The sequence below is a fragment of the Proteus terrae subsp. cibarius genome (assembly GCF_011045835.1).
Taxonomy (GTDB): domain Bacteria; phylum Pseudomonadota; class Gammaproteobacteria; order Enterobacterales; family Enterobacteriaceae; genus Proteus; species Proteus cibarius.
Genome location: NZ_CP047350.1, coordinates 66,781 through 92,541 on the forward strand (window position 1 = coordinate 66,781; position 25,761 = coordinate 92,541).

The 25,761-nt window shown below is 52.3% G+C and carries 33 protein-coding genes and 1 pseudogene; 25 read left to right on the forward strand and 9 right to left on the reverse strand.

The window, feature by feature from the left end:
* Positions 1–32 precede the first annotated feature (32 nt).
* Positions 33–437 (forward strand): annotated as a pseudogene (locus GTH25_RS18465) (IS91 family transposase); the annotation flags it as partial.
* Positions 438–543: 106 nt separating this feature from the next.
* On the opposite strand, the gene GTH25_RS18470 reads toward GTH25_RS18465, so the two are convergent.
* The 3 genes from GTH25_RS18470 to sul2 are packed head-to-tail and all read right to left on the reverse strand — an operon-like array spanning position 544 to position 3,059.
* The gene (locus tag GTH25_RS18470; RefSeq protein WP_000480968.1) at positions 544–1,380 is read right to left on the reverse strand and encodes an aminoglycoside O-phosphotransferase APH(6)-Id; all 837 of its coding nucleotides are present in this window, start codon (positions 1,378–1,380) and stop codon (positions 544–546) included.
* Entirely contained in the window at positions 1,380–2,183 is an 804-nt protein-coding gene (gene aph(3'')-Ib / locus GTH25_RS18475) for an aminoglycoside O-phosphotransferase APH(3'')-Ib (protein WP_001082319.1), read from the reverse strand. Before aph(3'')-Ib ends, GTH25_RS18470 begins: the two co-directional genes overlap by 1 nt.
* 60 nt (positions 2,184–2,243) lie before the next feature.
* Positions 2,244–3,059, reverse strand: a complete 816-nt coding sequence (gene sul2 / locus GTH25_RS18480) for a sulfonamide-resistant dihydropteroate synthase Sul2 (protein WP_001043260.1) — start codon at positions 3,057–3,059, stop codon at positions 2,244–2,246.
* Between the two features lie 306 nt (positions 3,060–3,365).
* On the opposite strand from sul2, the gene GTH25_RS18490 reads away from it, so the two are divergent.
* From GTH25_RS18490 to GTH25_RS18510, 4 genes are all read left to right on the forward strand, one after another.
* Entirely contained in the window at positions 3,366–3,677 is a 312-nt protein-coding gene (locus GTH25_RS18490; RefSeq protein WP_000338945.1) for a hypothetical protein, read from the forward strand.
* 173 nt (positions 3,678–3,850) lie between these two features.
* A complete protein-coding gene (locus GTH25_RS18500) occupies positions 3,851–4,636 on the forward strand; it encodes a ParA family protein (RefSeq protein ID WP_001151304.1) in 786 nt (261 codons plus the stop codon).
* 3 nt (positions 4,637–4,639) lie between these two features.
* The gene (locus GTH25_RS18505; protein WP_001207227.1) at positions 4,640–5,821 is read left to right on the forward strand and encodes a ParB/RepB/Spo0J family partition protein; all 1,182 of its coding nucleotides are present in this window, start codon (positions 4,640–4,642) and stop codon (positions 5,819–5,821) included.
* A 48-nt stretch (positions 5,822–5,869) separates the two neighbouring features.
* Positions 5,870–6,142, forward strand: a complete 273-nt coding sequence (locus tag GTH25_RS18510) for a helix-turn-helix domain-containing protein (protein ID WP_000703827.1) — start codon at positions 5,870–5,872, stop codon at positions 6,140–6,142.
* 52 nt (positions 6,143–6,194) lie between these two features.
* Here GTH25_RS18510 and GTH25_RS18515 read toward each other — a convergent pair whose 3' ends face one another.
* Together GTH25_RS18515 and GTH25_RS18520 are read right to left on the reverse strand one after the other, a co-directional pair.
* Complete coding sequence (locus GTH25_RS18515; RefSeq protein ID WP_000074431.1) at positions 6,195–6,830, reverse strand: N-6 DNA methylase; 636 nt, start codon at positions 6,828–6,830, stop codon at positions 6,195–6,197.
* Between the two features lie 91 nt (positions 6,831–6,921).
* On the reverse strand, positions 6,922–7,065 hold the full coding sequence (locus GTH25_RS18520) for a hypothetical protein (RefSeq protein WP_000939033.1): 144 nt from the start codon (positions 7,063–7,065) through the stop codon (positions 6,922–6,924).
* Between the two features lie 318 nt (positions 7,066–7,383).
* Between GTH25_RS18520 and GTH25_RS18525 the strand changes: the two genes are divergently transcribed.
* The 11 genes from GTH25_RS18525 (at position 7,384) to GTH25_RS18580 (ending at position 13,742) form a co-directional block, all read left to right on the forward strand.
* Positions 7,384–7,761: a hypothetical protein gene (locus GTH25_RS18525; protein ID WP_001125905.1), complete on the forward strand. Its 378-nt coding sequence runs from the start codon at positions 7,384–7,386 to the stop codon at positions 7,759–7,761.
* On the forward strand, positions 7,754–8,035 hold the full coding sequence (locus GTH25_RS19140) for a hypothetical protein (protein ID WP_000044824.1): 282 nt from the start codon (positions 7,754–7,756) through the stop codon (positions 8,033–8,035). Before GTH25_RS18525 ends, GTH25_RS19140 begins: the two co-directional genes overlap by 8 nt.
* On the forward strand, positions 8,010–8,684 hold the full coding sequence (locus tag GTH25_RS18540) for a thymidylate kinase (RefSeq protein WP_000344151.1): 675 nt from the start codon (positions 8,010–8,012) through the stop codon (positions 8,682–8,684). The genes GTH25_RS19140 and GTH25_RS18540 overlap by 26 nt, the downstream gene beginning before the upstream one ends.
* Positions 8,677–9,183, forward strand: a complete 507-nt coding sequence (locus tag GTH25_RS18545) for a hypothetical protein (protein ID WP_000566600.1) — start codon at positions 8,677–8,679, stop codon at positions 9,181–9,183. The genes GTH25_RS18540 and GTH25_RS18545 overlap by 8 nt, the downstream gene beginning before the upstream one ends.
* 5 nt (positions 9,184–9,188) lie before the next feature.
* Positions 9,189–9,500 carry a hypothetical protein gene (locus tag GTH25_RS18550; RefSeq protein ID WP_002210541.1) on the forward strand — a complete coding sequence of 104 codons (312 nt, stop codon included), beginning with the start codon at positions 9,189–9,191 and terminating at the stop codon, positions 9,498–9,500.
* 8 nt (positions 9,501–9,508) lie between these two features.
* Entirely contained in the window at positions 9,509–10,009 is a 501-nt protein-coding gene (locus GTH25_RS18555; protein ID WP_000647189.1) for a hypothetical protein, read from the forward strand.
* Between the two features lie 3 nt (positions 10,010–10,012).
* Entirely contained in the window at positions 10,013–11,440 is a 1,428-nt protein-coding gene (locus tag GTH25_RS18560) for a DNA cytosine methyltransferase (RefSeq protein ID WP_000936896.1), read from the forward strand.
* Entirely contained in the window at positions 11,440–12,096 is a 657-nt protein-coding gene (locus GTH25_RS18565; protein ID WP_000268551.1) for a hypothetical protein, read from the forward strand. Before GTH25_RS18560 ends, GTH25_RS18565 begins: the two co-directional genes overlap by 1 nt.
* A 205-nt stretch (positions 12,097–12,301) precedes the next feature.
* Positions 12,302–12,520 (forward strand): hypothetical protein, encoded by a 219-nt coding sequence (locus tag GTH25_RS18570; RefSeq protein ID WP_000362482.1) that lies wholly within the window; start codon positions 12,302–12,304, stop codon positions 12,518–12,520.
* A gap of 93 nt (positions 12,521–12,613) precedes the next feature.
* Entirely contained in the window at positions 12,614–13,231 is a 618-nt protein-coding gene (locus GTH25_RS18575) for a hypothetical protein (protein WP_000464631.1), read from the forward strand.
* Positions 13,232–13,463: 232 nt separating this feature from the next.
* Positions 13,464–13,742 carry a hypothetical protein gene (locus GTH25_RS18580; RefSeq protein WP_014386427.1) on the forward strand — a complete coding sequence of 93 codons (279 nt, stop codon included), beginning with the start codon at positions 13,464–13,466 and terminating at the stop codon, positions 13,740–13,742.
* A 91-nt stretch (positions 13,743–13,833) separates the two neighbouring features.
* On the opposite strand, the gene GTH25_RS18585 is transcribed toward GTH25_RS18580, so the two are convergent.
* Genes GTH25_RS18585 through GTH25_RS18600 form a run of 4 tightly spaced genes read right to left on the reverse strand, consistent with a single transcriptional unit; the run spans position 13,834 to position 17,361 of the window.
* Positions 13,834–14,322: a hypothetical protein gene (locus GTH25_RS18585; RefSeq protein WP_000468105.1), complete on the reverse strand. Its 489-nt coding sequence runs from the start codon at positions 14,320–14,322 to the stop codon at positions 13,834–13,836.
* A 14-nt stretch (positions 14,323–14,336) separates the two neighbouring features.
* Complete coding sequence (locus tag GTH25_RS18590; protein ID WP_000366822.1) at positions 14,337–16,529, reverse strand: DNA topoisomerase III; 2,193 nt, start codon at positions 16,527–16,529, stop codon at positions 14,337–14,339.
* Positions 16,529–16,762 carry a hypothetical protein gene (locus tag GTH25_RS18595; RefSeq protein WP_001191892.1) on the reverse strand — a complete coding sequence of 78 codons (234 nt, stop codon included), beginning with the start codon at positions 16,760–16,762 and terminating at the stop codon, positions 16,529–16,531. The genes GTH25_RS18590 and GTH25_RS18595 overlap by 1 nt, the downstream gene beginning before the upstream one ends.
* On the reverse strand, positions 16,744–17,361 hold the full coding sequence (locus GTH25_RS18600; RefSeq protein ID WP_001249396.1) for a hypothetical protein: 618 nt from the start codon (positions 17,359–17,361) through the stop codon (positions 16,744–16,746). Before GTH25_RS18600 ends, GTH25_RS18595 begins: the two co-directional genes overlap by 19 nt.
* A gap of 167 nt (positions 17,362–17,528) precedes the next feature.
* On the opposite strand from GTH25_RS18600, the gene mobH reads away from it, so the two are divergent.
* The 9 genes from mobH (at position 17,529) to GTH25_RS18645 (ending at position 25,756) form a co-directional block, all read left to right on the forward strand.
* On the forward strand, positions 17,529–20,507 hold the full coding sequence (gene mobH, locus GTH25_RS18605; protein ID WP_001337757.1) for a MobH family relaxase: 2,979 nt from the start codon (positions 17,529–17,531) through the stop codon (positions 20,505–20,507).
* Positions 20,504–22,369 carry a conjugative transfer system coupling protein TraD gene (gene traD, locus GTH25_RS18610; RefSeq protein ID WP_000178856.1) on the forward strand — a complete coding sequence of 622 codons (1,866 nt, stop codon included), beginning with the start codon at positions 20,504–20,506 and terminating at the stop codon, positions 22,367–22,369. Before mobH ends, traD begins: the two co-directional genes overlap by 4 nt.
* 49 nt (positions 22,370–22,418) lie before the next feature.
* On the forward strand, positions 22,419–22,964 hold the full coding sequence (locus GTH25_RS18615) for a hypothetical protein (RefSeq protein ID WP_000228720.1): 546 nt from the start codon (positions 22,419–22,421) through the stop codon (positions 22,962–22,964).
* Positions 22,921–23,550 (forward strand): IncC plasmid conjugative DNA transfer DtrJ family protein, encoded by a 630-nt coding sequence (locus GTH25_RS18620; protein ID WP_000743450.1) that lies wholly within the window; start codon positions 22,921–22,923, stop codon positions 23,548–23,550. Before GTH25_RS18615 ends, GTH25_RS18620 begins: the two co-directional genes overlap by 44 nt.
* A gap of 47 nt (positions 23,551–23,597) precedes the next feature.
* On the forward strand, positions 23,598–23,774 hold the full coding sequence (locus GTH25_RS19145) for a hypothetical protein (RefSeq protein ID WP_169342285.1): 177 nt from the start codon (positions 23,598–23,600) through the stop codon (positions 23,772–23,774).
* A gap of 241 nt (positions 23,775–24,015) precedes the next feature.
* Positions 24,016–24,393, forward strand: coding sequence for a hypothetical protein (locus tag GTH25_RS18630; protein WP_000869261.1), 378 nt, complete (start codon positions 24,016–24,018; stop codon positions 24,391–24,393).
* Positions 24,393–25,055 (forward strand): hypothetical protein, encoded by a 663-nt coding sequence (locus tag GTH25_RS18635; protein WP_001231463.1) that lies wholly within the window; start codon positions 24,393–24,395, stop codon positions 25,053–25,055. Before GTH25_RS18630 ends, GTH25_RS18635 begins: the two co-directional genes overlap by 1 nt.
* 180 nt (positions 25,056–25,235) lie before the next feature.
* On the forward strand, positions 25,236–25,379 hold the full coding sequence (locus tag GTH25_RS18640; RefSeq protein ID WP_001275801.1) for a hypothetical protein: 144 nt from the start codon (positions 25,236–25,238) through the stop codon (positions 25,377–25,379).
* Positions 25,380–25,390: 11 nt separating this feature from the next.
* On the forward strand, positions 25,391–25,756 hold the full coding sequence (locus tag GTH25_RS18645; RefSeq protein WP_001052531.1) for a hypothetical protein: 366 nt from the start codon (positions 25,391–25,393) through the stop codon (positions 25,754–25,756).
* The last annotated feature ends 5 nt before the right edge of the window (positions 25,757–25,761 follow it).

A 25,761-nucleotide genomic window follows, 5' to 3' on the forward strand; every position in this document is an offset into this window, starting at 1 on the left:
TATGTAAACACAGTATTGCAAGGACGCGGAACATGCCTCATGTGGCGGCCAGGACGGCCAGCCGGGATCGGGATACTGGTCGTTACCAGAGCCACCGACCCGAGCAAACCCTTCTCTATCAGATCGTTGACGAGTATTACCCGGCATTCGCTGCGCTTATGGCAGAGCAGGGAAAGGAATTGCCGGGCTATGTGCAACGGGAATTTGAAGAATTTCTCCAATGCGGGCGGCTGGAGCATGGCTTTCTACGGGTTCGCTGCGAGTCTTGCCACGCCGAGCACCTGGTCGCTTTCAGCTGTAAGCGTCGCGGTTTCTGCCCGAGCTGTGGGGCGCGGCGGATGGCCGAAAGTGCCGCCTTGCTGGTTGATGAAGTACTGCCTGAACAACCCATGCGTCAGTGGGTGTTGAGCTTCCCGTTTCAGCTGCGTTTCCTGTTTGGGGTCGTTTGCGGGAAGGGGCGGAATCCTACGCTAAGGCTTTGGCCAGCGATATTCTCCGGTGAGATTGATGTGTTCCCAGGGGATAGGAGAAGTCGCTTGATATCTAGTATGACGTCTGTCGCACCTGCTTGATCGCGGCCGCGATAGCTAGATCGCGTTGCTCCTCTTCTCCATCCGCGTTCCAAGCTGCGGAAAGGCACCCATAAGCGTACGCCTGGTCGAGCAGGCGACGCGGATCGACGTCCAGCGCACGAGAGAATGCGTCCGCCATCTGTGCAATGCGTCTAGGATCGAGACAAAGGTCGTCTCTGTCAGCCGGATCGTAGAACATATTGGCGGCGCCAAAGCCCACTTCACCGACCAGACCGACGGGATCTATCACCAGCCAGCCGCGACTGGAGAACATGATGTTTTCATGATGCAGATCGCCATGTAGCCCACGCAGTTCCGAGGCATTGCTCATCATTTGATCGGCTATAATCGCCGCGTGGACGTAGTCAGTTTGACAACCTGCGTTTTGATCATCGCGCGCCCGCTGAAACAAAGCTGCAAAGCGATCCCGGATCGGGAGAAGGGCAGAAGGCAGGGGTTCCTCAGATGCGGCATACAGCTTCGCCATTAGTTCCGCTGCAATTTCGGTCGCCTGGTAGTCGCCGTGCTCGGCAACGATGTGAGAGAGCATTCGCTCCCCGGCATATTCGAGCAACATCAGATTGTTCTCACGACCGAGCAACCGGACTGCTCCCCTCCCATTGCGCCATACCAGATAGTCGGCCCCGCGCAGTTCATCAGCAATGTCTTCTATAGGTTTCAATCCCTTGACGATTGCAGGAGTCCCGTCTGGCAATGAAACTTTCCAAACGAGGCTGGAAAAGGTGTCCGCAATGAGAACAGGTTGCGAAACGTGCCAATGAGCAGGAAAAACAGGCGGCATGAACATCAACCCCAAGTCAGAGGGTCCAATCGCAGATAGAAGGCAAGGCGTTCGCGGTCGGGGGCTTCGATCCCCAATACATTGAATAGGACAGCGAAGGCGCGCTCTGCTTCATCTGGCGCTGCCCAGTTCTCTTCGGCGTTAGCAATCATGAGTGCCAAATCGGCATAGCGATCTGCTGTTCCGAGCCGCCCAAGGTCGATCAGACCCGTGCATTGAAGAGTTTTAGGGTCCACCATGAAGTTCGGCATGCAGGGATCACCATGGCAAACAACCATATCGGTGCGCTCTTGGTCGAGCCGCACCGGTAGCTCTCGTTCGACACGAGCCAAAAGATCGAGCTGCGGCGTACTCTTGTCCTCGTCCGGTAAGAAGTCGGGATTGACGGCATTGCGGGACACCACATCAACGGCGCGTCCGAACATTCGCGACAGCCTGCGCTCAAACGGACATTGATCAACCGATAGGCTGTGAACAGCGCCAAGTTGCTGCCCCATTGACGGCCACGCTTTGAGCAAATCCGCTCCAGACAGATCAGCCGCCGGTACTCCCGGAATTGCCGTTATCACCAAGCATGCACCCTCCTGTTCCTCCTGCCAGTTGATGACCTCGGGGCAAGCCACACCTCGACCTTTGAGCCAAATGAGGCGGTCACGCTCTCCAGCGAGCTCACCGCGGCGGGAAGCAGGTGCGATTTTCGCGAAGGCATGCCCGTCACCACGTCGAAAAACAAAATCACCAGATTCTCCGCCTCTGACAGGCAACCAGTCAGAATGCGATTCACCAAAAAAAATATTAGTTCGATTCAATGGAGGTTCCTTCAGTTTTCTGATGAAGCGCGAATATAGAGAAATATCCCGAATGTGCAGTTAACGAATTCTTGCGGTTTCTTTCAGCGCCGCCAATACCGCCAGCCCGTCGCGCAAGGGGCGCGGCTCGTGTGTGCGGATGAAGTCAGCTCCACCTGCGGCGGCGGCAAGCTCTGCAGCGAGTGTCGCGGCCCCGACATCCCCCGGACCACGGCCTGTGAGCGCGCGCAGAAAGGATTTGCGCGAAACAGACAGAAGCACCGGCAAATCGAAGCGCAGCCGCAATTCATCGAACCGCGCCAGCACCGAGAGCGAGGTTTCGGGAGCAGCCCCCAGAAAAAACCCCATGCCGGGATCAAGGACAAGGCGGTTGCGTTTGATACCGGCACCCGTCAGCGCCGCGATGCGCGCGTCAAAGAACGCCGCAATGTGATCCATGATGTCGCCAGCGGGTGCCTCGCGCCGATCTGCCTGCCCGTCTTGCACCGAATGCATAACGACGAGTTTGGCAGATGATTTCGCCAATTGCGGATAGAACGCAGCGTCTGGAAAACCGCGAATATCATTGAGATAGGCCACACCACGCGACAAGGCATAGGCTTGCGTCGCGGGTTGATAACTGTCGAGCGAGACGGGAATGCCATCTGCCTTGAGCGCGTCCAGCACCGGCGCGATACGCGCGATTTCTGTGTCGGACGAAACAGGCGCGGCGTCGGGATTGCTGGATGCCGGACCGAGGTCGATCACATCTGCCCCCTCGGCCATCAGCTTACGCGCCTGCGCAATGGCTGCGTCTGGCGCCAGATACCGGCCTCCATCGGAGAAACTGTCCGAGGTTATGTTGACGATGCCGAAAATGATGAGCGATTTATTCATGGGGGCTTCTATAATAATAATAATCGAGCATGAGTCTCATACGGATGCTCGGGTCGAAAGGGAATCCCCAGGCGAGTAACCTGTTTGCGGTGATCCATTAGCTGCAGGAGCAGAATAGCATACATCTGGAAGCAAAGCCAGGAAAGCGGCCTATGGAGCTGTGCGGCAGCGCTCAGTAGGCAATTTTTCAAAATATTGTTAAGCCTTTTCTGAGCATGGTATTTTTCATGGTATTACCAATTAGCAGGAAAATAAGCCATTGAATATAAAAGATAAAAATGCCTTGTTTACAATAGAGTGGGATAAATGGACGCTAAAGAACTGAACCACATGATAGCTGAGGCCTACAGCCGGGATTTGCAAAAGCCTGAGCTGGTATCGTTCAAAGAGGTGAGTCGCTGGGGGCGTAAGTACGGTTTCCCCGTCGTATGCACTCTGGCCGATGAAAGTGAAGAAAAGCAGATCCACTGGGCTGCCAGTTTGCTCATTCAAGTAGCCGGTACTTGGCCGCGAGAAGATATGCCGGAATTGCTCACACCGGAACGGGGCTCCGCGCTGTTCAACGATGCGATGCAGTTATTGGCGAATGGGCTTGGAGCAGCAAATCAATTGCGCTGACAGCACAAACCTTGTCAATAAGCGGCCTTCATGGCCGTTTTTTTGTTTAAAGTTTGTTTTAACAGAACCATAATTAGATATTGCAGTATCATTTTATGATCGCTACAATCTTTCACATGTGAAAGTTTGGGGGTGGTCTTGATCACCTGCGAGAAACCAAAATAGAGGTGGGTATGGCAAAAGTAATCAGCTTCGCCAACCAGAAAGGCGGAGTGGGTAAGAGTACCCTCTGTATCCAGCAGGCCTTTTATCTGGCGTTACAGAAGAAAAAGAAAGTGCTGGTCTTGGATATGGATGGTCAGGGGAACACGTCCTCTCGACTGGCCCCCAGACGAGAGCTTGAGGATGGTGACTACGAGCCCATCCTCACAGGAACCAAAACCGCAGAGCTGTTCGCTTACGAGCTGGACGGCATTGAGGTCATGCACTGCCCTTGCGGTGCAGACCTCATTCATACGCCGAAAAACGACCCGGATCTGTTTGAGATGGAGGCTGTGCCTCTTGACCAGGCCATGAATCCGGCTCGCCATTTGGCTGAGCTGTTTGAGAACTACGACTACGTGCTGATTGATTGTCCGCCTAGCCTCGGCAGAAAGCTGGTGGCAGCGTTGGTGATGTCTACCCATGTGGCATGTCCAGTAAAGCTCTCTGGCTTCGCTGTGGACGGCGTAGAAGGTCTCCTGAACACGATTATTGGTGTGCGCGAGGCGTACAACCAAGATTTGGAGATCCTGGGCATCGTGATCAACGACATGGACCGCTCTGTCAATCACGACAAAGCCCTCAAGTCGCTGGAGAACACAGTTCCGGATCTGTTGTTTGAGAACAAAATTATGCACCGGCCTCCGCTCGATACGGCGACGACTGATGGCATCCCTGTCTGGGAGCTTCGCTATGGACATGTCGCGGCCAAAGAAGTTGAGGCGGTGTTGGAAGAACTATTAGAGAAGGTGGGCTAAGCGATGGCATTGAACAATTTAAAAGGCCTGTCCGAACTTGCTAAAGCCGCCAAAGGCAAGAAAGGCAAAGAGGTTCTTACCGTACCTGTTGACGACGTTGTATCCAAGGTCCAGGTTCGTAAGCGCTTCCGTAACATTGAAGAGCTGGCGGCAACCTTGCTGACCGAAGGGCAGCAGTCTCCGATCATCGTGTTCCCGAAGAACGAAGAAGGCAAGTTCGTCATCCAAAAAGGGGAGCGGCGTTGGAGAGCGTGTAAACACGCTGGTATCGAGACCATTGACTTGGTGGTGAATGATAAGGTCCAGAACAACTTGGACGAGACTGCTGGTGAGCTGATCGAAAACATCCAGCGGGATGACTTGACTCCGGTAGAGATTGCCGAGGCGTTAAACCTGTTTATTGAAGAAGGTTGGAAGCAAAAGGATATTGCTGATCGGCTCGGTAAGAATATCACTTTCGTATCTACGCATCTGTCGTTGCTCAAGCTACCTGACTGTGTGCGTGAGTTATACGATAATGAAGTATGTTCTGATACAGAGACCTTGAATAACCTTCGTCTCTTGTTCGATCTGAATGAAGAAAGATGTCGCGCCGTCTGCGCGGTGGCTATGTCTGACGGGATTACTCGTAAACAAAGCCGTGAGCTGCTGAATGATGCCAAACGTATCAAAGACGAAATGGAAAAAGGCCCACTGACTGGCTCCCACCAGAATGATGAGCTTGGCGCTGGCAACACCGACGAGCAATCCCTCAACTCGGGTGGGGATGGTACGTCGGAACAAACCGGGAATGACGACCTGAACCTTGCCCAGGAGGAACTGGAAGGGGGTAAAAATTCCAATGGTCAGGACGATGATGACGAAGACCCTTTGCGTGATGAAGAGGGTGAGCACAAAGATCCTGTCAAGCAGCCAGATAACAGCGGCAAGGACAAAGATGAAGAAGGCGGTGATGCTCTTCCTCCTCTGCCGAAGGACAAGGAATGGAAGAACGTCCGGGCTGACAGTTTGATTTTTGCTGTCAACGTTAACCTGGATGGCGAGACCAAACGTGGAGTCATCATGACCGACCGTGTTGCTCTGGTTCCGTCTACTGTCTGGGTTAAAACGCTCGATGGCGAAGGCAAGGAAAAGCATGTTCATGTGCCTGTGTCAGACATTGAACTCCTGAGTGTCGAAGGCTAATAAAGGAGGCCCAGCCAGAGAGGTTGGGCCTGTCAAGAACAGGTGAATATGAAGATCTCACAGGACATGAAAAGAAAATTTGCTTTGGTGAATGCCCTGTCTAAAACGGAGAAGCCAAGTCTCCAAGACCTTCACAAGGCAACAAATATTCCTGAATCAACGATCAAGAGACAGTTGTCTGCCCTGCGTGATGAGTTCGGAATGAATATCTTGTTCGTCAGGGAGTCTACCGGCGAACGAGGTGCCACCGGCTACTACATGCTGACAGACTGGGGGATCTTAGACAGGTCTTCGTTCTTGAACCGGTACGGAAAACTGTAAGGTGCCATAGAGCAGCGCATTGAATGCAAAACCCGCCAATCGGCGGGTTTTTTTATGCTGCCACGGTAGCGGCGGTTGCTGGAGGTTTTTCGGCGTAGTAGGCGATGTTCTTGGTTCGTCTGCTAAGGGTGTCTATGCCGACGATACTCAGCGTTTTGGGAGTGGTATTGCGGGACTCGAAATAATGGAATAGCTGGATCATGCAGCACTTCACCATCAACGGATCGATGTCTTCCAGGTAGATTGAGGCTTCTCTCAATGCTTCGGGACCGTGGTTCTCGATCAGGTTTTCCATCCAGTGAATGGCGTTGATGCCAGAACCACAGCAGGGCTCATAAAAGTCTGCCGAAGACTGTGAGCCAACAATGAGTGACATCAAGCGGCCAATCTCTGGAGGAGTGGGGAAGTAATTGGTGCCCTTCTTGTGGAAGCCAGACATGCTTAGGACGTAACCCAAAACATCGCTGGTGGGGTCGCGCTTAATGGCGGCAGACAGGACGTGAGAGAGCTCGAAGGCGACCGGCTGAAGTTCTTCCGGGATCTCCTCCTTGGCTGGGTATAGGCCAGTCTGCAAGTATGCCCACTGGTCAATAAAGGCCTCAACAAACCGAGATGTGCCCATTCTGTATCGGGACTGCTCGATGAGAGATAAAGCCTTGGATGTAAGTTGCTGTGTTTCTGGTGACATAAGCGCTCCAGTTTGTTCTGACGAAACATTCAAGAGGTAGAAACGAAGAACCCCGCCGAAGCGAGGTTCTTTGCTTTCCTGCCTGATCGCCTTAATGCCGAAGCAAAGACGTCTTGATAAAGTCGGGGCAACCGGACATTTCCCGGTCGATGAAGTCCTGACGTTTCGCCAGCGGCCATTTCATGAACGCCGCGAGCGGGATGCGCTTATTCGTGTTAGTATTGCCTTGCAGCATAACAAAGCTCCTTAATTGCTTGATTGTGTTGTAAGGGCTGCAACGAAGGTCGAAGAGCGATGCGGCCCTTATTTATGATTATTACAGCATCATAAAATAATATCAAGGGACAATAAAACGATACCAAGAAACAAAACTTTCACATGTGAAAGTCTCCCCGCTGTCCACCTCGCACACTCCAAACGCCCAAATAACTTGTCTATCTGCCCAAAATGGGCGCGTAAGCGTCCGATAGAAAGTAATTGTTAGTGAGATATTGACTACACGGAATATGGCTATATCATAGAATCATAAAATGATACTGTAAAAGTGATATGTATGCCAAAGCAAGCAAATCATCTCCGTTTGAAGAAACCTTGCGCCAACTGTCCATTCCGGAAGGAGGGCGCTATCGAGCTGGTCCCTGGGCGATTAGAAGGCATCATCAACGACATCGTTGAAAACGACATGACGACGTTTCATTGCCACAAGACCGTGCATTCAAAGTCAGGTGGTGAATGGGATGAAGAGGGTAACTATGCACCTTCGGGACAAGAGTCGATGTGTGCCGGTGCTGCGGCTTACTTGATGAAAATAGGCAGGCCGACAGTGGCTATGCGAATTGCCTTTGCGTTTGGTGATGCAAAGGTGTCCGACTGGGACGAAGCTCAAGAGCTGGTTGTCGAGCCTTTGGTACAAGGGGACCGAAATGAGTAAGCGATATGCGGTAGTGCCGCATCCGAAACTGAAACGAGAGTACAAAGGTCGGCTGGTCAGAACTACTCGGGTACTAAAAAACGGCTGGGGGGTGATCCCTCTAGGGGCTGTGGCAACGGTCACGCATCAGTCTCCCAAGGGATCAGAACTGACCTTTGAACCATGCGACTGCTGCGGCCTGAAAGCCATTATCAGTCATGTAAGCATGGACTCCATTGAATTTATCGAACCGATTACTGAGGAAGAAGATGGACGAGAACAAGCTCAACATTGAAACGGTCGATGGGCACAACGAGCTGGTAGTCAGCTTTTTGTCCAGAATGGTAAGCCTGAGTGACGAGGAAAAGCAGACAGTATTGTCCTGCCTTCCGGGCACCGGCAAACAAACAATCACCCAGCTCTATGAGGCGCTGCGTTCTCAAGGGCACCAGGATCTTGCAGAGAAGGTCGAACCATACCTCCAGCAGGGGGTGTTTGGGCCGATCTTCGATAACGCCAAGTCCAAGGTGTTCGTTCGGGACGAAGCGCCTTTTTTCCTCATGGATGAAAATCCTTTGAACTGGGATGACGCTAAAGCATTCAATCGCCTACGTATGAGTACGACCTGTGTTCTTGGCCGTGGCGGCTGGACTATCGGTGAGCGCTTTGATGACCGCTTTGATACCGAGGTGGGCGGAACACAGCTTATCGTCACCCAGTCACTCAACGAAAAAGGTGAGATTGAAGGAGGACTTCCTACCTCGATGTCGCTGAATGACTTTGCTGAGTTCCCTAAACAGCCAAGGCCTCCTCAAATAGTCGATTACCAGGAAGACAAGCGATACACGCTTGAGGAAGCGGAAGCTATCCCTGAGCTCGCACCAGTGGTTCAGCGTCTGAAAGAGCGCATCGAAGAGTATGAGGAGAGAAGAGCCCATGATTGACATGACATGCCGCCTCTGTGCTGGTTCCGGTGTTTATGACTTTTCCCCTTCCAAAGAAACCTGCGGTATGTGCCAAGGGCATGGGAAATTTGCTGACGCCAAAGCAATGCTGGTGGCTGCCATCGAGCTGGCAAAGAAGCAACGCGAGCCGGTCATTGAAGTGGTAATGGGGTTGGTGCTCCAGGGTGTGGATGTTAGAGGGAAGGAGCCTGGAGAGCGGTTCAAGGCTGCTCAGGCCTTTAACGCCCCAGGGCACAACCTATTACGATACGGGTGGGATGCTTGGGAGCTCTATGCCCTCCATGAGGGTGTAAGTCCAGAACTTGCATCGCTTGGCCGAAGTGTGATGCGCGAGTGGCATAGCCATTCATGGGGCCGGTTCAGTGGAGAGGTAGGCTTTAACGCCGCCGAGATCATGATCAAACAGGCCAAAGACAACCCAGAAAAAGCAGAAGAGCGCTGGGCGTTCCTGCTTAGTGAAGAATGGATGGTGGAGTAATTGTCGTGACAGAACAAACCAATAAGAAATTGATGCTGGATGAGTCTCCAGATATGCCCCTGCAATTCAAGTGGAGAAAGTTTGGTGGTGCGATTTTTACTGCCACGCAAACAATGGAGCACGTCAAGGAAGGACGTAAGCTCGGGCCGACTCCAGCAGGGATGCTACCTCAAGAAGTGTGGCTGAACCGCCTGATCGCTATGGAAGAAACCCTGCCACGAGGGAAGTTTTTTGACAGATTCCGCCGCCGCGACAAAAACGAGCAGTATGACTTGGCCGCCGATCATCTCCGTCTTGTCGGACAGAAAAAGCGATAGGGGGATAGATGAAAGCCCAGGCATACCCACCATCAGTCATTCGTAAAGGCGCTGTGTTGTACGCAGCCCTTTATTACATCTCTGATGATGATAAAGCAAAGGTCGAGGTTACAGAGTGGATAGTTCGCTCTATTCAGAAACGACGCAACTCAACCAGCGATCAACGCTATGTCAATCTTGCCCAAAAGTTAGATGGGATTACGTGGGGGAAAAGGTCACGGAAGAATGGGGACTTTGGTTGGTTGCCATCTATACCGAGCTGGTGTTTGAAGCAGTTCCGGGAAGGTGGCGAATTGCCTTTTGGCGTTTATACGACGCGACTGGCCGCTCTCAAGTTTGCGAAAGTCAGCTTGCAGGAAGAGGTCCAATATTGCGAGGCCGAGCTGAAAAAGCCTCAGACAGAAGAGGATACTCAGGAACTCCAAGAGGAGCTGGCGGAGAACCAGAGACTTCTGAAAGCTGCTGGAGCAATGGTGAAGCGCGAGCAAAACAAGAAGAAAAGAGGTTGACCAATGTTACCGATCGTCTCCCCCTCCGTAGTAACCAAACAACTTGCGTTCAATCGAGTAGGCGATAAACGCAAGGTTAGGGTTTCGTCCAACTTTTTGGATGTTATGGGGTTCAAGCCAGGTATGGGCATCGCCGTTGAGCCAGGGGAGGGGATGGGCGGTTTTTCGGTGATCCCAGCGACCGATGAACTACAGACACACCAGGTTTATCAGCGCCGGTATCAACCAAAGAGTCGCTCCAACAACCCGCTGGAAACCGTTATTGAGTTTTCTGGACAAGGGCTCATAGATAAGTGCTTCCCTCGCTATACAGAGCGTTTCCACGTCGAAATGCGAAAAGGCCGAGTAGTCTTCACTCCTGTCGCAAACAGAGCCTTTGCCATTGCGGATCGGTTCAGAAAAACCAGCCCTTTCCGTGCCTTTGTGGCATTGACTGGCGGGGTAGACATTCATGTTATGGAAGCGCTTGGCTGGAAGGCTGAGATTGTTTTGGAGCATCGTCCAGTTGAAGCCAGAGACAGAGCATCCGGGCGGAACCTGAGTGAAGTACATGCGCTCAATACGCTGGTGAACAGCTCCCCGCGTATCCTGCTGAATGAAGACATTCATCACCTGGAGCTGGATCGCCTTGGAGCCTTGCTGGCGGAGTGCCCACCAATTGGTTTGGCCCATTACTCGTTGGGGTGTGATGACCACTCAAACGCCAAAAGTCCAAGGGACAAAGAGCGTTCTCTTGAGGATCTCTCCACCATGCTCGACATGGTTTACCCGGCACTAAAACAGATCGAGGTCGTGAACCCTGCCGTCGTGCTGGTGGAAAACGTCCCGAACTTCAAAGCATCCGGAGCCGGGGCGATGATGGGAACGACACTGCGGCGGATGGGGTACTTCCTCACTGAGATGGTCTTGAACGGTCTGGATTTCGGCGCTTACCAGGGGCGAGAACGCTATTACATGGTGGCGTCGGTCTTCCCTGGGTTCGTTCCACCGAAACCTGAGCAGAGAGCTGGTGGACGATTGTGGCCGGTGATCGAGAAGCACCTCGGGGATTGTGCTGACGTCACAGTGTTGAAGTCAATTCAGGCCAGAGAGTCAACTTCTCGCAGGATGCCTGCGTTCTTGACGAGAGAAAGCACCAGTTGCCCGACCATCCTCAAGTCTCAGGATCGTGGGGTAAAGGATGCAGTGTACATCCAAGACGGTGGCCGCATTTACAAGCCATCGGTCGATCTGGTTCAGGAGTTGATGTCGATACCTGATAGCTTTGATGTTTCGTGGATGGCAAAAGAACAAGCGACAGAAACGCTTGGGCAGAGTGTGGATTACAGATTGCATTCAGCGGTCATGGCCGCAGTTCGGGATCACCTGAATGTGAATTGCGGTCGCCATACCGTGGTGCAGCACGGTATCAGAAGTAAGGAAGGTAGATAATGGCAGTCATTTACTACGGCGAGGGAACCCATGACGCCGGTTTCGTCGGGTTCCGTGTCGCACGAACAGTTGGGGTGGCGGATGATTACCGGCAGGAATACTTCTCCTTGAGAGAGTATTCCTACGCAACAGCTCACCGGCTGGCCTACAGCTTGGACCGAAAGTGGGAAGCTGAGGCAGAAGAGGTGAAGCGTCAGAATAAGACTTGTAAGCGGCGACGCAACTCCGGGCCAAACATCATTGCTGAGGGGCTGAGGGCTTATATCAGCATTGAGAACCGGAGCCGGATGGGGGTGAAGAGAACCTACTTCGCGCCTTGTTTTCTCGTCACAAAGCCAGGCTACGGCAATGGGGATATTGCTTTCAGGATTTCCACTCATGGCTACGCAGAAGCCTACGAAAAGGCGGTGGAAAAATATTGTGAGATCCATGATTTGACGGATGAGCAGTATGTTGAGTTGCTTGACCGTATGCCGAGTACAGAGGTGTTCACTGGATACCTGCTGAATGCTCTTTTAATGCGCGGCCATCGCGCTACAAAAGCTGAAATACTGAGTAAGCTGGGGGCTGAGAAGAATGAAGAGGACATTGCCAATGGCAAAGGGAAAAGCGGCCAGAACAGAGTGCGTTGCCCAGAGTATCGGTGGGCGCAATAACAGCGCCACCAGCTTTTGGGACCGTATTTTAACAGTTGAGGAGACGGCCACACTCATTGGCGTCAGGATCTCTGAGCTCAAAGACGCGGTGCGCTATCAGAAACTCCTGAAAGGGAAGGCAGCTCCAGAAGTACATTCGGTATCAGGAACTGGGAAACTGTTTTTTGATGGGCGATCCATTAAATCGTTCATAGAGGACTAACCGGTGGATCTGGATCAAAAGCAAGAACCGTGGATCAGCGTCAACGACAAGATGCCGGTCGTCGGTGTGCCTGTTCATTGCCAGCTTAAAGGATGTTGGTCGGGCAAAATTGTTGAGTACGACTTGATCCATGTTCAGGAAGATGATTGTTCGTGGCGAACGGCGGACGACAACTCGGAAGTCAGCTATGACTTCGATGTCATCACCTGGAGACCTATTTAGGTTTGGGAGTCTTGCATTATCCGGCGGTTATTGCCGTGAAAATACGGATGTTCAAACCATGTTTTATAGCAACACCTCCTTGGGGGCGGAATTATGTTTTTTGATAACAAAGTAGAATCTCACTCGCTCGTAATGGGAGCCAGCGGGAAGGGTAAATCGGTCTTGTCCGAACAAGTGCGGAAAAATGCGAGGCTGCGCGGTGATCTGCTGGTGGATACTGAAATGTACCGTGAAGGTCGAGGGTTGAAACCATACGAGCATGAGTACGCTCGTCGCTTAGTTCTGGGGCTAAGTGGACCGTTGCCGCGTGAACTGCGTGGGAAGCCGGTGACGGTTATCTCTGATGTGTCCAGGCCAAAAAAGGTAAAGCGTCAGCCAAAGCAATTTGTTAAGACCGTGAATGGCGTAACCCTTGAACGCCAATTGGTGGCCGATGCAAGAGATCAGTTGGAAATGCAAACAGGCGTCTGGCTCAAACAACCACAGCTCATCGAGCTGATGGAAGAGTCGGGCATAGACGAAACTCTGGCCGATTTTGGTGAGGCTGAAACACAGATCCGAGAAATGCTGGCGGATGCGTTGGCGATGAAACTGGTAGGACGCTCATGGCCCAAGTGTGGAGCCCTCTATAACGCGGCAGAAAAGTCCGACGTTAACTTCTCCTCCGAGCTTGATGCTGCGGCCAAAAAAGCTGGATACATGGTTCGCTAAATGGGATTTGGTGTGGACAAGATAGATCGGCAAAGTTGGCTCGTTAAATTCAGGCGAGCGAAGTGTCAGGACACTTTAGACACGATGAGGGATGCGGCCATTCGCAACTATGAAGGGAATATTCGTGTTATCGCGGATATTGTATTGGCCCATGAGGCGAGAGAGACAGAAATTGAAAAAGGGATGTTTTGTCGAATAGTTAGATAGTCTGATGGGCTATCAGGTGGTGATTATGAAAAAGAGAATACTTCATCTGCCCGTAAAAAAGATTTACTTCGATCAGATCAAATCTGGAGAAAAACCAGATGAATATCGCCTCGTTACAGACTACTGGATAAAAAGACTAGAGGGGCGCGAGTATGATGAAGTCCATGTTAAGTGTGGCTACCCAAAGGCTGGAGATATGTCCAGGATAGAGATTCGCCCTTGGCGTGGCTTCTCAAGGAGTGTTATAACGCACCCGCACTTTGGAGATTGTCCGGTTGAAGTATTCGCTATCCATGTGAATTGAATGGTGTATGACAACTGTGCTTGGTAGGAAAATCAGGTATCAAAAGAAATTGGGTTATTAAAAATTAGGGGCCATCGGCCCCTTAATTGTTTTAGTCTGTGAACATTGAACAATCGAGGTGGGATAGTGCTTGTTCGTAGCTGTCTTTGTTGTTCGTCTTACGTAGTTCCACCAGCTCAACAATCACTGGACTTAAAGCCAGAGATTGAGGCTCCCAGACGCGCTTGCATTTGACCGCCATGTTGGCATTTACGTCTGTAACAACGTAGAGAAACTCAGGCGCTTCTTTCAATGTCCCCAGGCCCTTTGCCATATCCACAGCCTCAGAGTTCTTATAGCTTCGAGTAAAGCTCAGCTCGTCTTGGGGAATGTAGCTGGCAGTCGCCGCAGCCAAACCTGACACCATGCCTTTACCTGCGCTTTTTGCAATGGCCGAGCTGGTAGCTAAAGTTGGCATTACGGCCTGCCCCATTTGGCTGGCGGATGCCGCCGCCAAGCCTGAGGCGATGTTCTTCCCTGCATCTTCGGCAGTGGCTGAGCTGGTGGTGAGCATCGCAGTTAAAATGATTGTTCCAAACATACTTAATTCCTCTATCAATCCATAAAGTCCGACTTTTTGAAGGGCATAGTGCCTTTGCAATCGGGATAGGCGGTGCAGCCCCAGAACTTAGAAGCTCGCTTCTTGCCGGGCGCTTTTCCTTTCCTGAGACGCATCGGGCTACCGCAATCTGGGCAGTCTGGACAATCCTCAGCCGCGATACGCTTCTCGGGTTTCCCTCGGTTGTCTGGGAACGTCTTCTTGCAAGCCTCGTTCTGGCAGCCCCAGAAAAATCCGTTCTTCCCTTTGATCCGGTGCATCTCTCCACCGCAGTTGAAGCATTCGTGTGAAGGCGGCTTAGCGCCCTCGAAGGCTTTAGCCATCGCGCCACCTTCTTTGGTCAGAACCGGTGCGGGCACTTTGAGCTGCTCAACCATTTGGCAGATCCAGGTGGAAATCTGCTTCATGAAGACAGACATATTCCCGGAGCCGGAGGCGACTTTCTCAAGCTCCTGCTCCCAAGCCGCAGTCATGCCGGGTGATTTGATGGCTGGTGGAAGCACTGCGATAAGCGCATGAGCCTTATCAGTTGCAAGCAGTACCTTTTTCTGACGTTTGAAGTAGCCTTTATCAACAGCGCCCTGGATGATGCTTGCGCGTGTTGCTGGAGTGCCTAAACCGGCTGTGTCTTTGAGAATTTGCTTGAACTTCTCCTCAGTCACGAACCGGGCAATGTTCTCCATCGCGGCAAGCAATGTGGCTTCGGTGAAGTGCGGTGCTGGCCGCGTCATTTTGTTTGCCAGCTCGGCACCATTAAGCAAAGCGGGTTCGCCCTGGCTAACCCTGGGGAGCTTCTCTTGTTCAACCGGCGCGTCGGTGTCTTCCCCCTCGTCCTTGGGACTGCTTTCACTATCAGAAGCAAACAAAACCTTCCAGCCTTGTTTGGCAGGTGTCTTACCAGAGGCCGCAAAGAGGTGACGCCCACACTGCACCTCGATGGAGGTTTTGGTGAACTCGAACTCGCTGTAGAACTGCGCGATGTAGAAACGACGGATGGCGTCGTAAAGATTGAACTCGATCTCAGACATGGCACTGATGTCTGTTCTGGCCGGTGTTGGAATGATCGCGTGGTGCGCGGTCACTTTGGCGTCATTGAATACCCTGGCCTTGCGATGAGGATCTGCGCCAGCCACCAGCCCAGAGACGTTCTGATCGGACAAAATGAGCGCCTGGAGAATGTCCGGAATGTCTTCCTTTTGGCTCTCGGGTAGATAACGACTATCAGTACGAGGGTAGGTGGTCGCTTTGTGCGTCTCGTACAGAGCTTGAGCTGCATCCAGTACCTGCTGAGCGGTGTATCCCCATCGTTTGCTTGCGTATTGTTGCAGCGACGTTAGATCGAAGGGGAGGGGGGCTGACTCTTTACCTGGTTTGGTTTCTGCTTTGCTGATAACAGCATTGGCACCATTGACCTGGGAGGCTACCTGCTCGGCATAGGCCTTATTGACGCACCGGCCTTGCTCGTCACTGCACTCTTCTGGTGGTATCCATTGGGCGGCAAACTGTCCATTCTGTACGGACACGTTCACACCCAGAGTCCAGTATGGTGAGGGGGTGAAACCGGCGATCTCTCGGTCCCGTTGACAAACAAGAGCGACGGTTGGGGTGATAACCCTGCCAACGTGAAGAGTGTGGTTGAAGCCGACATCTCGGGCCAGCACTGTGTAGAGGCGGCTCACGTTCATGCCTACCAACCAGTCAGCGCGTTGCCGTGCCAATGCGGCGTAGTAGAGTGAGACCGTATCCTTGCCATCCTTTACGTTGTTCAGCGCTTTCTTGATGCTTGACTCATCGAGAGCCGTCAAACAAACCCGGCGAATAGGGCCAGAGTAGCGGAATCGATCCAGAAGCGAACGGGCGATAGCCTCACCTTCTCGGTCGTAGTCCGTTGAGATGTAGATGGTGCTCGCCTTTTTGACCAGTCCCTCAACAATTTTGTACTGTTTGAACGCACTCTTGCGAACGTTGTACCGCCATGACTCTGGTGCAATAGGGAGGGTCTCCAGTGACCATGACTTGTAGCGTTCGTCATAATCGTCTGGCATATACAATTCCAGCAGGTGGCCGAACGCCCACGTAATAACGCGGTTTCCTCCATCATGGAGAAATCCATCACCTCGTTGGGAGGCCTTCATTACGCCAGCCAAATCTTTGGCCTGAGAAGGCTTCTCGCAGATATAAAGGTCCATTAAGCAGCTCCTCTCATCTTTGATTCCAGATTCGCCAGCTCAGCCCAGCTTTGGGCCAGACCTTTGACTTCGGGGTAGTCTCTGGAGAGGTTTTCGAGGACTCCAGAAATGACATAGGCCGCTTCGCGGGAATTACCCCTCGAACCGGCCTCCTGGAGCATGATTGATAAAGCGTCGAAGAGCTCAGCCTTACGGCTTGGCTCTGTCTGGTTTCTTATTTCAGAGCTTTGCATGGGTTCACCACTGAATAGGGACGCACGGACTCGCGCACAATGCGGCGATCTGCGTCAGTTACAGCCTGGCTGGTGCAAAAGTGCGTCCAGGCATTCAGATAATCTTGATAGGTGTGGGTAGGTGGTATGCAGCCGGTTACAACATCCTTGGGGATGTTTGTAGTCCCCTCGGCTTCCACAAAGCGCCAATCGTGCTCGTCCATACCTTTGCCGCCATCGCAATAGCGTTCCCAGCGTGACAACTCGTACAGCGAGTAGCCTTTGCCTTTATTCATGGACTTGAAGGTATTGATGGCTTCGTTCACATCCCCGTGCTGCTTGATCCCTGCTGGAGTTTTATCTGAACCAGCGGAGTCATCTTTGACCTTGTTCATCGTTGCGCTGACATTACCGTCGCCCAGCACATGGATATAACCAGGTTGACGTAATGCAGCACCACCGCGCCCCATGTTGTCCCATGCCATCGACAGTTCCCGGCTAACTCGGGCAGGTTTGTCATTTTCGGCAGGGGCAGTCTGGGGCTGAGGCTTTTGCTCGGGGGCGTTAGAGGCACACCCGGCCAGAATTGCCACTCCCAGAATTGCTATCAGTTGTCTCATCGTGTCGTTCCTCATCAAAAATTGTCGATGAGCCCATTCTAAAAGGGGGGGGATGGAAAGCTGGTTTCTCAAACTGCCCAAATTGGACAGATAGGCGTGTGTGCGATCTAAAGGTGTTTTGAGAGCATGTAGCGACGAGAAATACGATAGGAATATGGTCAACCTACATGCTGAAAGCCCTTAACAAGTTATTTGGTGGGCGAAGTGGAGTGATCGAGACCGCGCCGAGCGCCAGAGTGTTGCCGCTTAAAGACGTGGAAGATGAAGAAATCCCTCGATACCCACCTTTTGCCAAGGGCCTGCCAGTGGCCCCACTAGACAAGATACTGGCAACCCAAGCTGAACTGATTGAGAAAGTGCGGAACTCTCTCGGTTTCACTGTGGACGACTTCAACCGGCTTGTTTTGCCGGTGATCCAGCGGTATGCCGCGTTTGTTCACCTGTTGCCAGCTTCCGAATCACACCACCACCGTGGCGCTGGTGGTCTGTTCCGACATGGGCTTGAAGTGGCCTTCTGGGCAGCTCAGGCATCTGAGTCAGTTATCTTTTCCATCGAGGGGACGCCTCGGGAACGCCGTGACAATGAGCCGCGTTGGAGACTGGCGAGCTGTTTCTCTGGGCTGCTGCATGATGTGGGTAAACCGCTCTCGGATGTGTCCATTACGGACAAAGACGGGTCAATCACATGGAACCCGTATTCGGAGTCACTTCATGACTGGGCACACCGTCACGAAATCGACCGTTACTTTATCCGGTGGCGCGACAAGCGACACAAAAGACATGAGCAATTCTCGCTGCTGGCGGTGGATCGAATTATTCCGGCTGAGACTCGGGAGTTTCTGTCCAAGTCTGGCCCGTCCATCATGGAAGCGATGCTGGAAGCTATCTCAGGAACCAGCGTCAATCAGCCTGTGACCAAGCTGATGCTTCGCGCTGACCAAGAGAGCGTCTCACGGGACCTTCGCCAGAGTCGTCTCGATGTGGACGAGTTCTCCTATGGTGTGCCCGTCGAGCGTTACGTGTTCGATGCCATCCGCCGCCTGGTTAAAACCGGAAAATGGAAGGTCAATGAGCCAGGCGCGAAAGTCTGGCACCTCAACCAAGGTGTATTCATTGCCTGGAAACAGCTTGGGGACCTTTATGACTTGATCAGCCACGACAAGATCCCCGGTATCCCACGAGACCCTGACACACTGGCCGACATTCTCATCGAACGTGGTTTTGCTGTACCAAACACGGTGCAGGAGAAGGGTGAACGTGCGTACTACCGCTACTGGGAAGTTTTGCCTGAGATGCTCCAGGAGGCGGCGGGTTCGGTGAAGATCTTGATGCTCCGACTCGAATCAAACGACCTGGTGTTTACGACTGAGCCTCCTGCGGCTGTTGCTGCGGAAGTTGTTGGTGATGTTGAGGACGCTGAGATTGAGTTCGTTGATCCTGAGGAAGCCGATGACGGTGACGACCAAGAGGAAGGTGAAGCAGCTCTGAACGATGACATGTTGGCCGCAGAGCAGGAAGCAGAGAAAGCTCTAGCTGGCCTTGGCTTTGGTGATGCGATGGAGATGCTGAAAAGCACCTCCGATGCTGTCGAGGAGAAGCCAGAGCAAAAAGATGCGGGACCAACGGAATCATCTAAGCCTGACGCTGGCAAGAAGGGTAAGCCGCAGAGCAAACCGGGCAAAGCAAAACCGAAGAGTGATACGGAGAAACAACCCCATAAACCAGAGGCAAAAGAGGATCTGTCCCCTCAGGACATTGCCAAAAACGCACCACCTTTGGCAAACGACAATCCGTTACAAGCACTCAAGGATGTTGGGGGTGGACTGGGGGACATCGACTTCCCGTTTGACGCATTCAACGCATCGGCAGAGACAACCAGCACTGACGCAACAAACTCAGAAATCCCAGATGTGGCAATGCCCGGAAAGCAAGAGGAGCAGCCAAAACAGGACTTCGTTCCACAAGAACAAAACTCCCTGCAGGGCGATGACTTTCCAATGTTCGGTGGTTCTGATGAACCGCCATCATGGGCGATTGAGCCGCTCCCTATGCTGACTGACGCACCAGAACAACCAACGCACACGCCAGAAATGCCGCATACGGACAACGTTAATCAGCATGAGAAGGACGCAAAGACCTTGCTCGTTGAGATGTTGTCTGGATACGGGGAAGCATCGGCGTTGCTTGAACAAGCGATCATGCCTGTTTTGGAAGGTAAAACGACGCTGGGCGAAGTCCTATGCCTGATGAAGGGGCAAGCCGTCATTTTGTACCCGGATGGCGCTCGGTCGCTGGGTGCGCCGTCAGAGGTTCTCTCGAAGCTGTCCCACGCCAACGCGATTGTTCCGGACCCGATTATGCCAGGTCGCAAAGTTCGTGATTTCAGCGGAGTGAAGGCAATTGTACTGGCGGAGCAGCTTTCAGATGCAGTCGTGGCGGCCATTAAGGATGCCGAGGCGTCAATGGGTGGATACCAGGATGCCTTTGAGCTCGTCTCTCCCCCTGGCTTGGATGCAAGCAAAAATAAGTCTGCACCGAAACAACAAAGCCGAAAAAAGGCGCAGCAGCAGAAGCCTGAGGTTAATGCCGGTAAAGCCTCGCCTGAACAAAAGGCGAAAGGTAAGGACTCCCAGCCACAGCCGAAGGAGAAGAAGGTCGATGTTACTTCTCCGGTTGAAGAGCAACAGCGCAAGCCGGTCCAAGAAAAACAGAACGTGGCTCGCCTTCCTAAGCGGGAGGCTCAACCGGTGGCTCCTGAGCCCAAAGTTGAGCGTGAGAAGGAATTGGGACACGTCGAGGTGCGAGAAAGGGAAGATCCAGAGGTTAGGGAGTTTGAGCCGCCTAAGGCGAAAACAAACCCGAAAGACATCAACGCGGAAGATTTCTTGCCGTCTGGTGTTACGCCTCAGAAAGCACTCCAGATGCTCAAGGACATGATCCAAAAACGCTCGGGCCGATGGCTCGTGACACCTGTCCTGGAAGAGGATGGCTGCTTAGTAACCAGTGACAAAGCCTTCGACATGATTGCCGGTGAAAACATCGGCATCAGCAAACACATCCTCTGCGGGATGCTGAGCCGGGCACAGAGACGCCCTTTGCTCAAGAAACGTCAGGGAAAATTGTATTTAGAGGTAAATGAAACATGACAATGAGTTATGACCCGCTCGCCTACGAGATGCCGTGGCGGCCCAACTATGAAAAAAATGCTGTAGCAGGCTGGCTTGCCGCCTCCGGCGCGGCTTTGGCCGTAGAGCAAGTCAGCACGATGCCGCCGGAGCCATTCTATTGGATGACGGGGATCTGTGGCGTGATGGCGATGGCTCGTTTGCCCAAGGCTATCAAACTTCACCTGCTCCAAAAGCATTTGAAGGGGCGTGATCTGGAGTTTATTTCCATTGCGGAGCTCCAAAAGTACATCAAGGACACGCCGGACGATATGTGGCTTGGTAGTGGGTTCCTGTGGGAAAACCGCCATGCCCAGCGCGTGTTTGAGATCCTGAAACGCGACTGGACTTCCATCGTAGGGAGAGAGTCCACGGTCAAAAAGGTTGTCCGGAAGATACAGGGTAAGAAAAAGGAGCTGCCAATCGGCCAGCCCTGGATTCACGGGGTAGAGCCCAAAGAAGAGAAGCTGATGCAGCCACTCAAGCACACTGAGGGGCATTCGCTGATCGTTGGGACCACCGGCTCGGGCAAGACCCGTATGTTCGACATCCTGATTTCACAGGCCATTCTGCGTGGGGAAGCCGTGATCATCATAGACCCGAAAGGGGATAAGGAGATGCGGGACAATGCCCGACGTGCCTGTGAAGCTATGGGGCAGCCGGAAAGATTCGTCTCATTTCATCCAGCATTCCCGGAAGAGTCGGTGCGTATCGACCCTCTGCGTAACTTCACCCGCGTGACTGAAATCGCAAGTCGTTTGGCAGCGTTGATCCCGTCCGAAGCAGGGGCCGACCCGTTCAAATCATTTGGATGGCAGGCACTGAACAACATCGCTCAGGGCTTGGTCATCACTCATGATCGTCCCAACCTGACAAAGCTCCGCCGATTCCTTGAAGGTGGCGCTGCTGGCTTGGTCATCAAGGCCGTTCAGGCTTACTCAGAGCGAGTTATGCCCGACTGGGAGGCAGAAGCAGCGGCTTACTTGGAAAAAGCCAAAAACGGTTCGCGTGAGAAGATCGCTTTCGCGTTGATGAAGTTCTACTACGACATCATCCAACCTGAGCACCCGAACTCTGACCTGGAAGGCTTGCTGTCGATGTTCCAGCACGACCAAACCCACTTCTCCAAGATGGTGGCGAACCTCCTGCCGATCATGAATATGCTGACGTCCGGGGAGCTAGGCCCTCTGCTGTCTCCAGACTCATCTGATCTGAGCGACGAACGCCAGATCACCGATTCCGCAAAAATCATCAACAACGCTCAAGTTGCTTATCTGGGGCTCGACTCCCTGACCGACAACATGGTTGGTAGTGCTATGGGGTCCATCTTCCTGTCAGACCTGACAGCGGTTGCCGGTGACAGATACAACTACGGCGTCAACAACAGACCCGTAAATATCTTTGTTGATGAGGCTGCCGAGGTGATCAACGACCCGTTCATCCAGCTCCTGAACAAAGGTCGCGGTGCGAAACTTCGTCTTTTCGTTGCAACTCAGACTTTTGCTGACTTCGCAGCTCGACTGGGTAGCAAAGACAAAGCGCTCCAGGTGTTGGGGAACATCAACAACACGTTTGCTCTGCGTATCGTCGATGGTGAAACCCAGGAGTATATCGCGGATAACCTGCCGAAGACCCGGCTCAAGTACGTCATGCGGACTCAAGGCCAGAACTCGGATGGCAAGGAGCCCATTATGCACGGAGGCAACCAAGGCGAGCGTTTGATGGAGGAGGAAGCTGATCTGTTCCCAGCCCAGTTATTGGGAATGCTTCCGAACCTGGAATACATAGCCAAAATTTCAGGCGGAACAATCGTAAAAGGCCGTCTGCCCATATTGACCCAGTAAGAGCAGAGCTATGTGTGACAAGAAGTATAGAGATTACGAGGTAGCCATCATGGTCGATGTGAACCCTTTCGACAGGGTTATGAATGAATTGAAAAGTCGTGGCCGCAAGAACGCTCACATCCTGAGCATCCTCCAATTCGACTGGCCTGCATCGGAGGCCATCATCGAGAAGCTGAGCTGCTACATCACAGACGGGATTAAGGCTAATCAGGAGCCTGTGATTTACCCGATCATTGAAGAAGCTCTGCATCGCTACAGCCAGCTCGTGTTTCATGAGCAGAGAGAGAAATATGAAGACCCGGCCAGAATTGGGGCATTTCTGGAAACCCTGATCACCGAAACCTGCCGGGCGTTGGAAGTGCAAATTGTCGATAGTGGCGGTGATTCATGGTCTGTCGATTCAGGAGAGTCGTTCTCACTGTGGCTTTCTTCCCATCCAGGAGAACTATCCATTAACCCGCAGCCCCATGAGGATGAGACCTCTTTGCGTGGCTTGCTGTATGAGCTCATCACCTGTGAGAGCGTGAAAACTGTTTTAAGGAGAACCGACTATGAAGAAGCCGTGGTTGCTGGTCGCATGGCTGCTGGTTATTGAGTTGCTGGCAATATTGCTGCTGATCCCTGGCGACTGGACAGACAGAGCCATCAAAAGGGAATCCGTGCTGGTGGAACAGAGTCTTGGTGTCGAAGCAAGAGACTGGATACAGAACAAAGCATCTACCTGGTTCAGGTCGAGCGTTATTGATTCAGGCTTCTATGAGGGGATGTACCAAACGCTGATCCCATCAGAAGAGGAGCGCCAGAAGTCCAAGGGGATGCAGGATATGGGCAAGGGCTGGTTTGTGTGGGTCAAAGGCCGCATGGAAGCCTTTGTCAACGTCATTTACCAGTTCTACACACGGTTGGCGCTGTTAGCCGCGTGGGCTCCCTATATGCTGATCCTGTTCGTACCTGCGGTATATGACGGGATGATGACATGGCGAATTAAGCGGACCAACTTCGATTATGCGAGTCCGGTTCTCCATCGTTATAGCGTTCGCGGAACGATGTACCTGATGGCCGGATTGTTCATCGCGTTCTTCATCCCCATAGCGCTCGATCCGGTTGTCATCCCGATGACAATGATGACGTGCTGTGTCCTGGTTGGCCTGACGTTCGGCAACCTCCAGAAACGGGTATAGGGAGGGAGGATGAGCTACTCCGTTATAAATCAAGATGGGGTGCATCTGTGCGACATCCCATTGAACGTCTACCAGGTGATACGTCGCCAATCCTTGTCTGCGTTGTGGCTTTACTGGGCGCAGAGCTTGAATTTGGTGAAGGTGCTCATTGCTTGCGTCGGAAAGATGATCTTTGTGATGCCGGTAATGTGGTTCTGGGTGCTGGTGGTGTGCCGCTTGGTTGAACCAGAACGTATCTCAGACGTGCCAGGACTTATCTCTCCGGACGTGATCGGGTGGGCCGCTGGTGCGGCCATCACCCTCATTATCTATTCCGTTTTTACACGCCCAGCTTTGTACGGATACCACAACTTTTTCAAGCAGCATATTTGCTCAAGAGTAAAGCAAGTAACGCCGGAACTCAGAACAGTCACTGGGCCACTGTTCTTTTACCGAAACGAAATTGGAACGATATAGAGAGGAACCATGAAAGTAACCAATAAACTCAAACTGCTGGCACTGGGGCTGTGTATGGCCGGTACTGCCATCGCGGCTCCTGATGTGCTCAATGACGACGCAAAGCTCAAGAACCTTGAGAAGGTGTGTCCCGACTGTAAGATGGTGGCAAAAGATGTACTCAATCTGCGGGTTGAAAACTGCCAGCTCAAAGACACTTCCAGTGCAATGATGATTGGCACCATGCAAAATGACCCTATGTTTTCGTTTATGCTGGCAGTACACACAGCGGCAGGCTCGGAGGCATACAAAACGGTAGTTGGTGCCGCTGGCAACCATGTTGACTGTGAAAACCCGTTGAACTGGATCAAGCTGACCCAGCAAGCGATTAAAGGAGGCAAAGTCTAATGCGTAAGAGAGATTTCTTTTTTGGAGAGGTGTATGAGGGGGGTGCAGGAGCCACTCTACGACTGAGTGATATGGAACCATTGGCAAGAAAAGTGTCGGCAGAGTTCTTCACTGCACAACTGAACCGTATGCTGAAAGAGCATGACGGTCAGTTGACGCTCAGCGATGGAACGTCGTACCCCAGCTTTTGGAGCTTCATCGACAAGGTTGTTCCAGAGCAGGTTGGTTTCGTGGAGATCTACGCTCGGCAGGATGTTAACGATAATGTTGAAGCGACACTGGCGTGTGACATCGTTTTGGTAAATGGTGTGATCACCGTTAAACCTCACTGGTGTGCTTACAAAGACATCAGGGCTGACGAAGTGATTTCCACCTTACTGGTGCCTTTGCATTTGAAGGCTCTCCAGGGTAAGGCTTACATTCGCTGGGATGATGGTGAAACCGAACCTCTGTTACAAAACGACGACTATCAGGCTGAACTTGAAAATGTGTTTAGTGTTTCCAAGTACCCATCAGCCATGAGCTGGGGCGATACAGCAGACCAGAAGGTTAAGCAGTACAAGATGGACCTTGAGTGCGCCACAGATGTTGGTTGTCGAGGTGTCTCATCAGAGCAAGCATGGGATGCTTATCGAGAACTCCGTTACAATAGAACAGTGTGAAACAAGCGGCCATTGGCCGCTTTGAACTTTCACATGTGAAAGTTTTTCGCCTCCCGCTCTTATCATCTCCTCGAATAAACCTCCATAAAGTGCCCAAAATGGGCCGTAACAGCACTGTTCCTAGATTGATCAATTAAGAGACGATTACTCCGTGATGACGACAAGTTATTTGGAGGGTCTATGTCCGCACAAGCTCACGTCAGAGAAAGCGAAAGCTCATCTGGTTCATTCATCTCCTGGCAGTTCCTTGTCTGGCAGGTGATGTTCGTTATAGGTGTTGTTGCAGGGATGAACCTGGAACACGCATTCAATTTTCTAGGTTAATGGGAGGAAGTGTGAACCTTAATAAACAATTTTTCTGGTTTTTGATGAACGCGGTGCTGATGTGCATCTTCATCGTTCCAGTGGCCGTCGCGTTTTGGCTGTCTGCTTTTGCGGCAGGTTTTGACTGGAGTCAGTGGGTTAAGTTGGCTGCTGATACGGCCAACAGAGCTGCAAGTGACCCGGCCAAGGCTCTGGGCACGGTTCAGACCTACTGGGGCATTCTCAGCTTCTTCCTGCTGGCGGCGTACAGTCTGATGTTCAAGTTTAAAGCCAATGCTAACAAGGAAGTGAAAACTCTGGGGGTGGCCCGACCAGCCAATGAAGTTAGCGTTGCGGCTTCGGAAAAACATTCGGAAGCGGTTCCTCAAAATCAATAACCGAT

Coding starts and splice junctions, on each gene's coding strand:
- GTH25_RS18575 (WP_000464631.1), top strand. CDS start 12,614: ATGTTTTTTGATAACAAAGTAGAATCTCACTCGCTCGTAATGGGAGCC.
- GTH25_RS18595 (WP_001191892.1), bottom strand. CDS start 16,762: ATGCAAAGCTCTGAAATAAGAAACCAGACAGAGCCAAGCCGTAAGGCT.
- mobH (WP_001337757.1), top strand. CDS start 17,529: ATGCTGAAAGCCCTTAACAAGTTATTTGGTGGGCGAAGTGGAGTGATC.
- GTH25_RS18540 (WP_000344151.1), top strand. CDS start 8,010: ATGGACGAGAACAAGCTCAACATTGAAACGGTCGATGGGCACAACGAG.
- GTH25_RS18630 (WP_000869261.1), top strand. CDS start 24,016: ATGAAAGTAACCAATAAACTCAAACTGCTGGCACTGGGGCTGTGTATG.
- GTH25_RS18510 (WP_000703827.1), top strand. CDS start 5,870: ATGAAGATCTCACAGGACATGAAAAGAAAATTTGCTTTGGTGAATGCC.
- GTH25_RS18620 (WP_000743450.1), top strand. CDS start 22,921: ATGAAGAAGCCGTGGTTGCTGGTCGCATGGCTGCTGGTTATTGAGTTG.
- GTH25_RS18525 (WP_001125905.1), top strand. CDS start 7,384: ATGCCAAAGCAAGCAAATCATCTCCGTTTGAAGAAACCTTGCGCCAAC.
- traD (WP_000178856.1), top strand. CDS start 20,504: ATGACAATGAGTTATGACCCGCTCGCCTACGAGATGCCGTGGCGGCCC.
- GTH25_RS18520 (WP_000939033.1), bottom strand. CDS start 7,065: ATGCTGCAAGGCAATACTAACACGAATAAGCGCATCCCGCTCGCGGCG.
- GTH25_RS18590 (WP_000366822.1), bottom strand. CDS start 16,529: ATGGACCTTTATATCTGCGAGAAGCCTTCTCAGGCCAAAGATTTGGCT.
- GTH25_RS18515 (WP_000074431.1), bottom strand. CDS start 6,830: ATGTCACCAGAAACACAGCAACTTACATCCAAGGCTTTATCTCTCATC.
- GTH25_RS18500 (WP_001151304.1), top strand. CDS start 3,851: ATGGCAAAAGTAATCAGCTTCGCCAACCAGAAAGGCGGAGTGGGTAAG.
- GTH25_RS18600 (WP_001249396.1), bottom strand. CDS start 17,361: ATGAGACAACTGATAGCAATTCTGGGAGTGGCAATTCTGGCCGGGTGT.
- GTH25_RS18470 (WP_000480968.1), bottom strand. CDS start 1,380: ATGTTCATGCCGCCTGTTTTTCCTGCTCATTGGCACGTTTCGCAACCT.
- GTH25_RS18490 (WP_000338945.1), top strand. CDS start 3,366: ATGGACGCTAAAGAACTGAACCACATGATAGCTGAGGCCTACAGCCGG.
- GTH25_RS18635 (WP_001231463.1), top strand. CDS start 24,393: ATGCGTAAGAGAGATTTCTTTTTTGGAGAGGTGTATGAGGGGGGTGCA.
- GTH25_RS18560 (WP_000936896.1), top strand. CDS start 10,013: ATGTTACCGATCGTCTCCCCCTCCGTAGTAACCAAACAACTTGCGTTC.
- GTH25_RS18585 (WP_000468105.1), bottom strand. CDS start 14,322: ATGTTTGGAACAATCATTTTAACTGCGATGCTCACCACCAGCTCAGCC.
- GTH25_RS18555 (WP_000647189.1), top strand. CDS start 9,509: ATGAAAGCCCAGGCATACCCACCATCAGTCATTCGTAAAGGCGCTGTG.
- GTH25_RS18580 (WP_014386427.1), top strand. CDS start 13,464: ATGAAAAAGAGAATACTTCATCTGCCCGTAAAAAAGATTTACTTCGAT.
- GTH25_RS18505 (WP_001207227.1), top strand. CDS start 4,640: ATGGCATTGAACAATTTAAAAGGCCTGTCCGAACTTGCTAAAGCCGCC.
- GTH25_RS18615 (WP_000228720.1), top strand. CDS start 22,419: ATGGTCGATGTGAACCCTTTCGACAGGGTTATGAATGAATTGAAAAGT.
- GTH25_RS18565 (WP_000268551.1), top strand. CDS start 11,440: ATGGCAGTCATTTACTACGGCGAGGGAACCCATGACGCCGGTTTCGTC.
- GTH25_RS19140 (WP_000044824.1), top strand. CDS start 7,754: ATGAGTAAGCGATATGCGGTAGTGCCGCATCCGAAACTGAAACGAGAG.
- GTH25_RS18640 (WP_001275801.1), top strand. CDS start 25,236: ATGTCCGCACAAGCTCACGTCAGAGAAAGCGAAAGCTCATCTGGTTCA.
- sul2 (WP_001043260.1), bottom strand. CDS start 3,059: ATGAATAAATCGCTCATCATTTTCGGCATCGTCAACATAACCTCGGAC.
- GTH25_RS18545 (WP_000566600.1), top strand. CDS start 8,677: ATGATTGACATGACATGCCGCCTCTGTGCTGGTTCCGGTGTTTATGAC.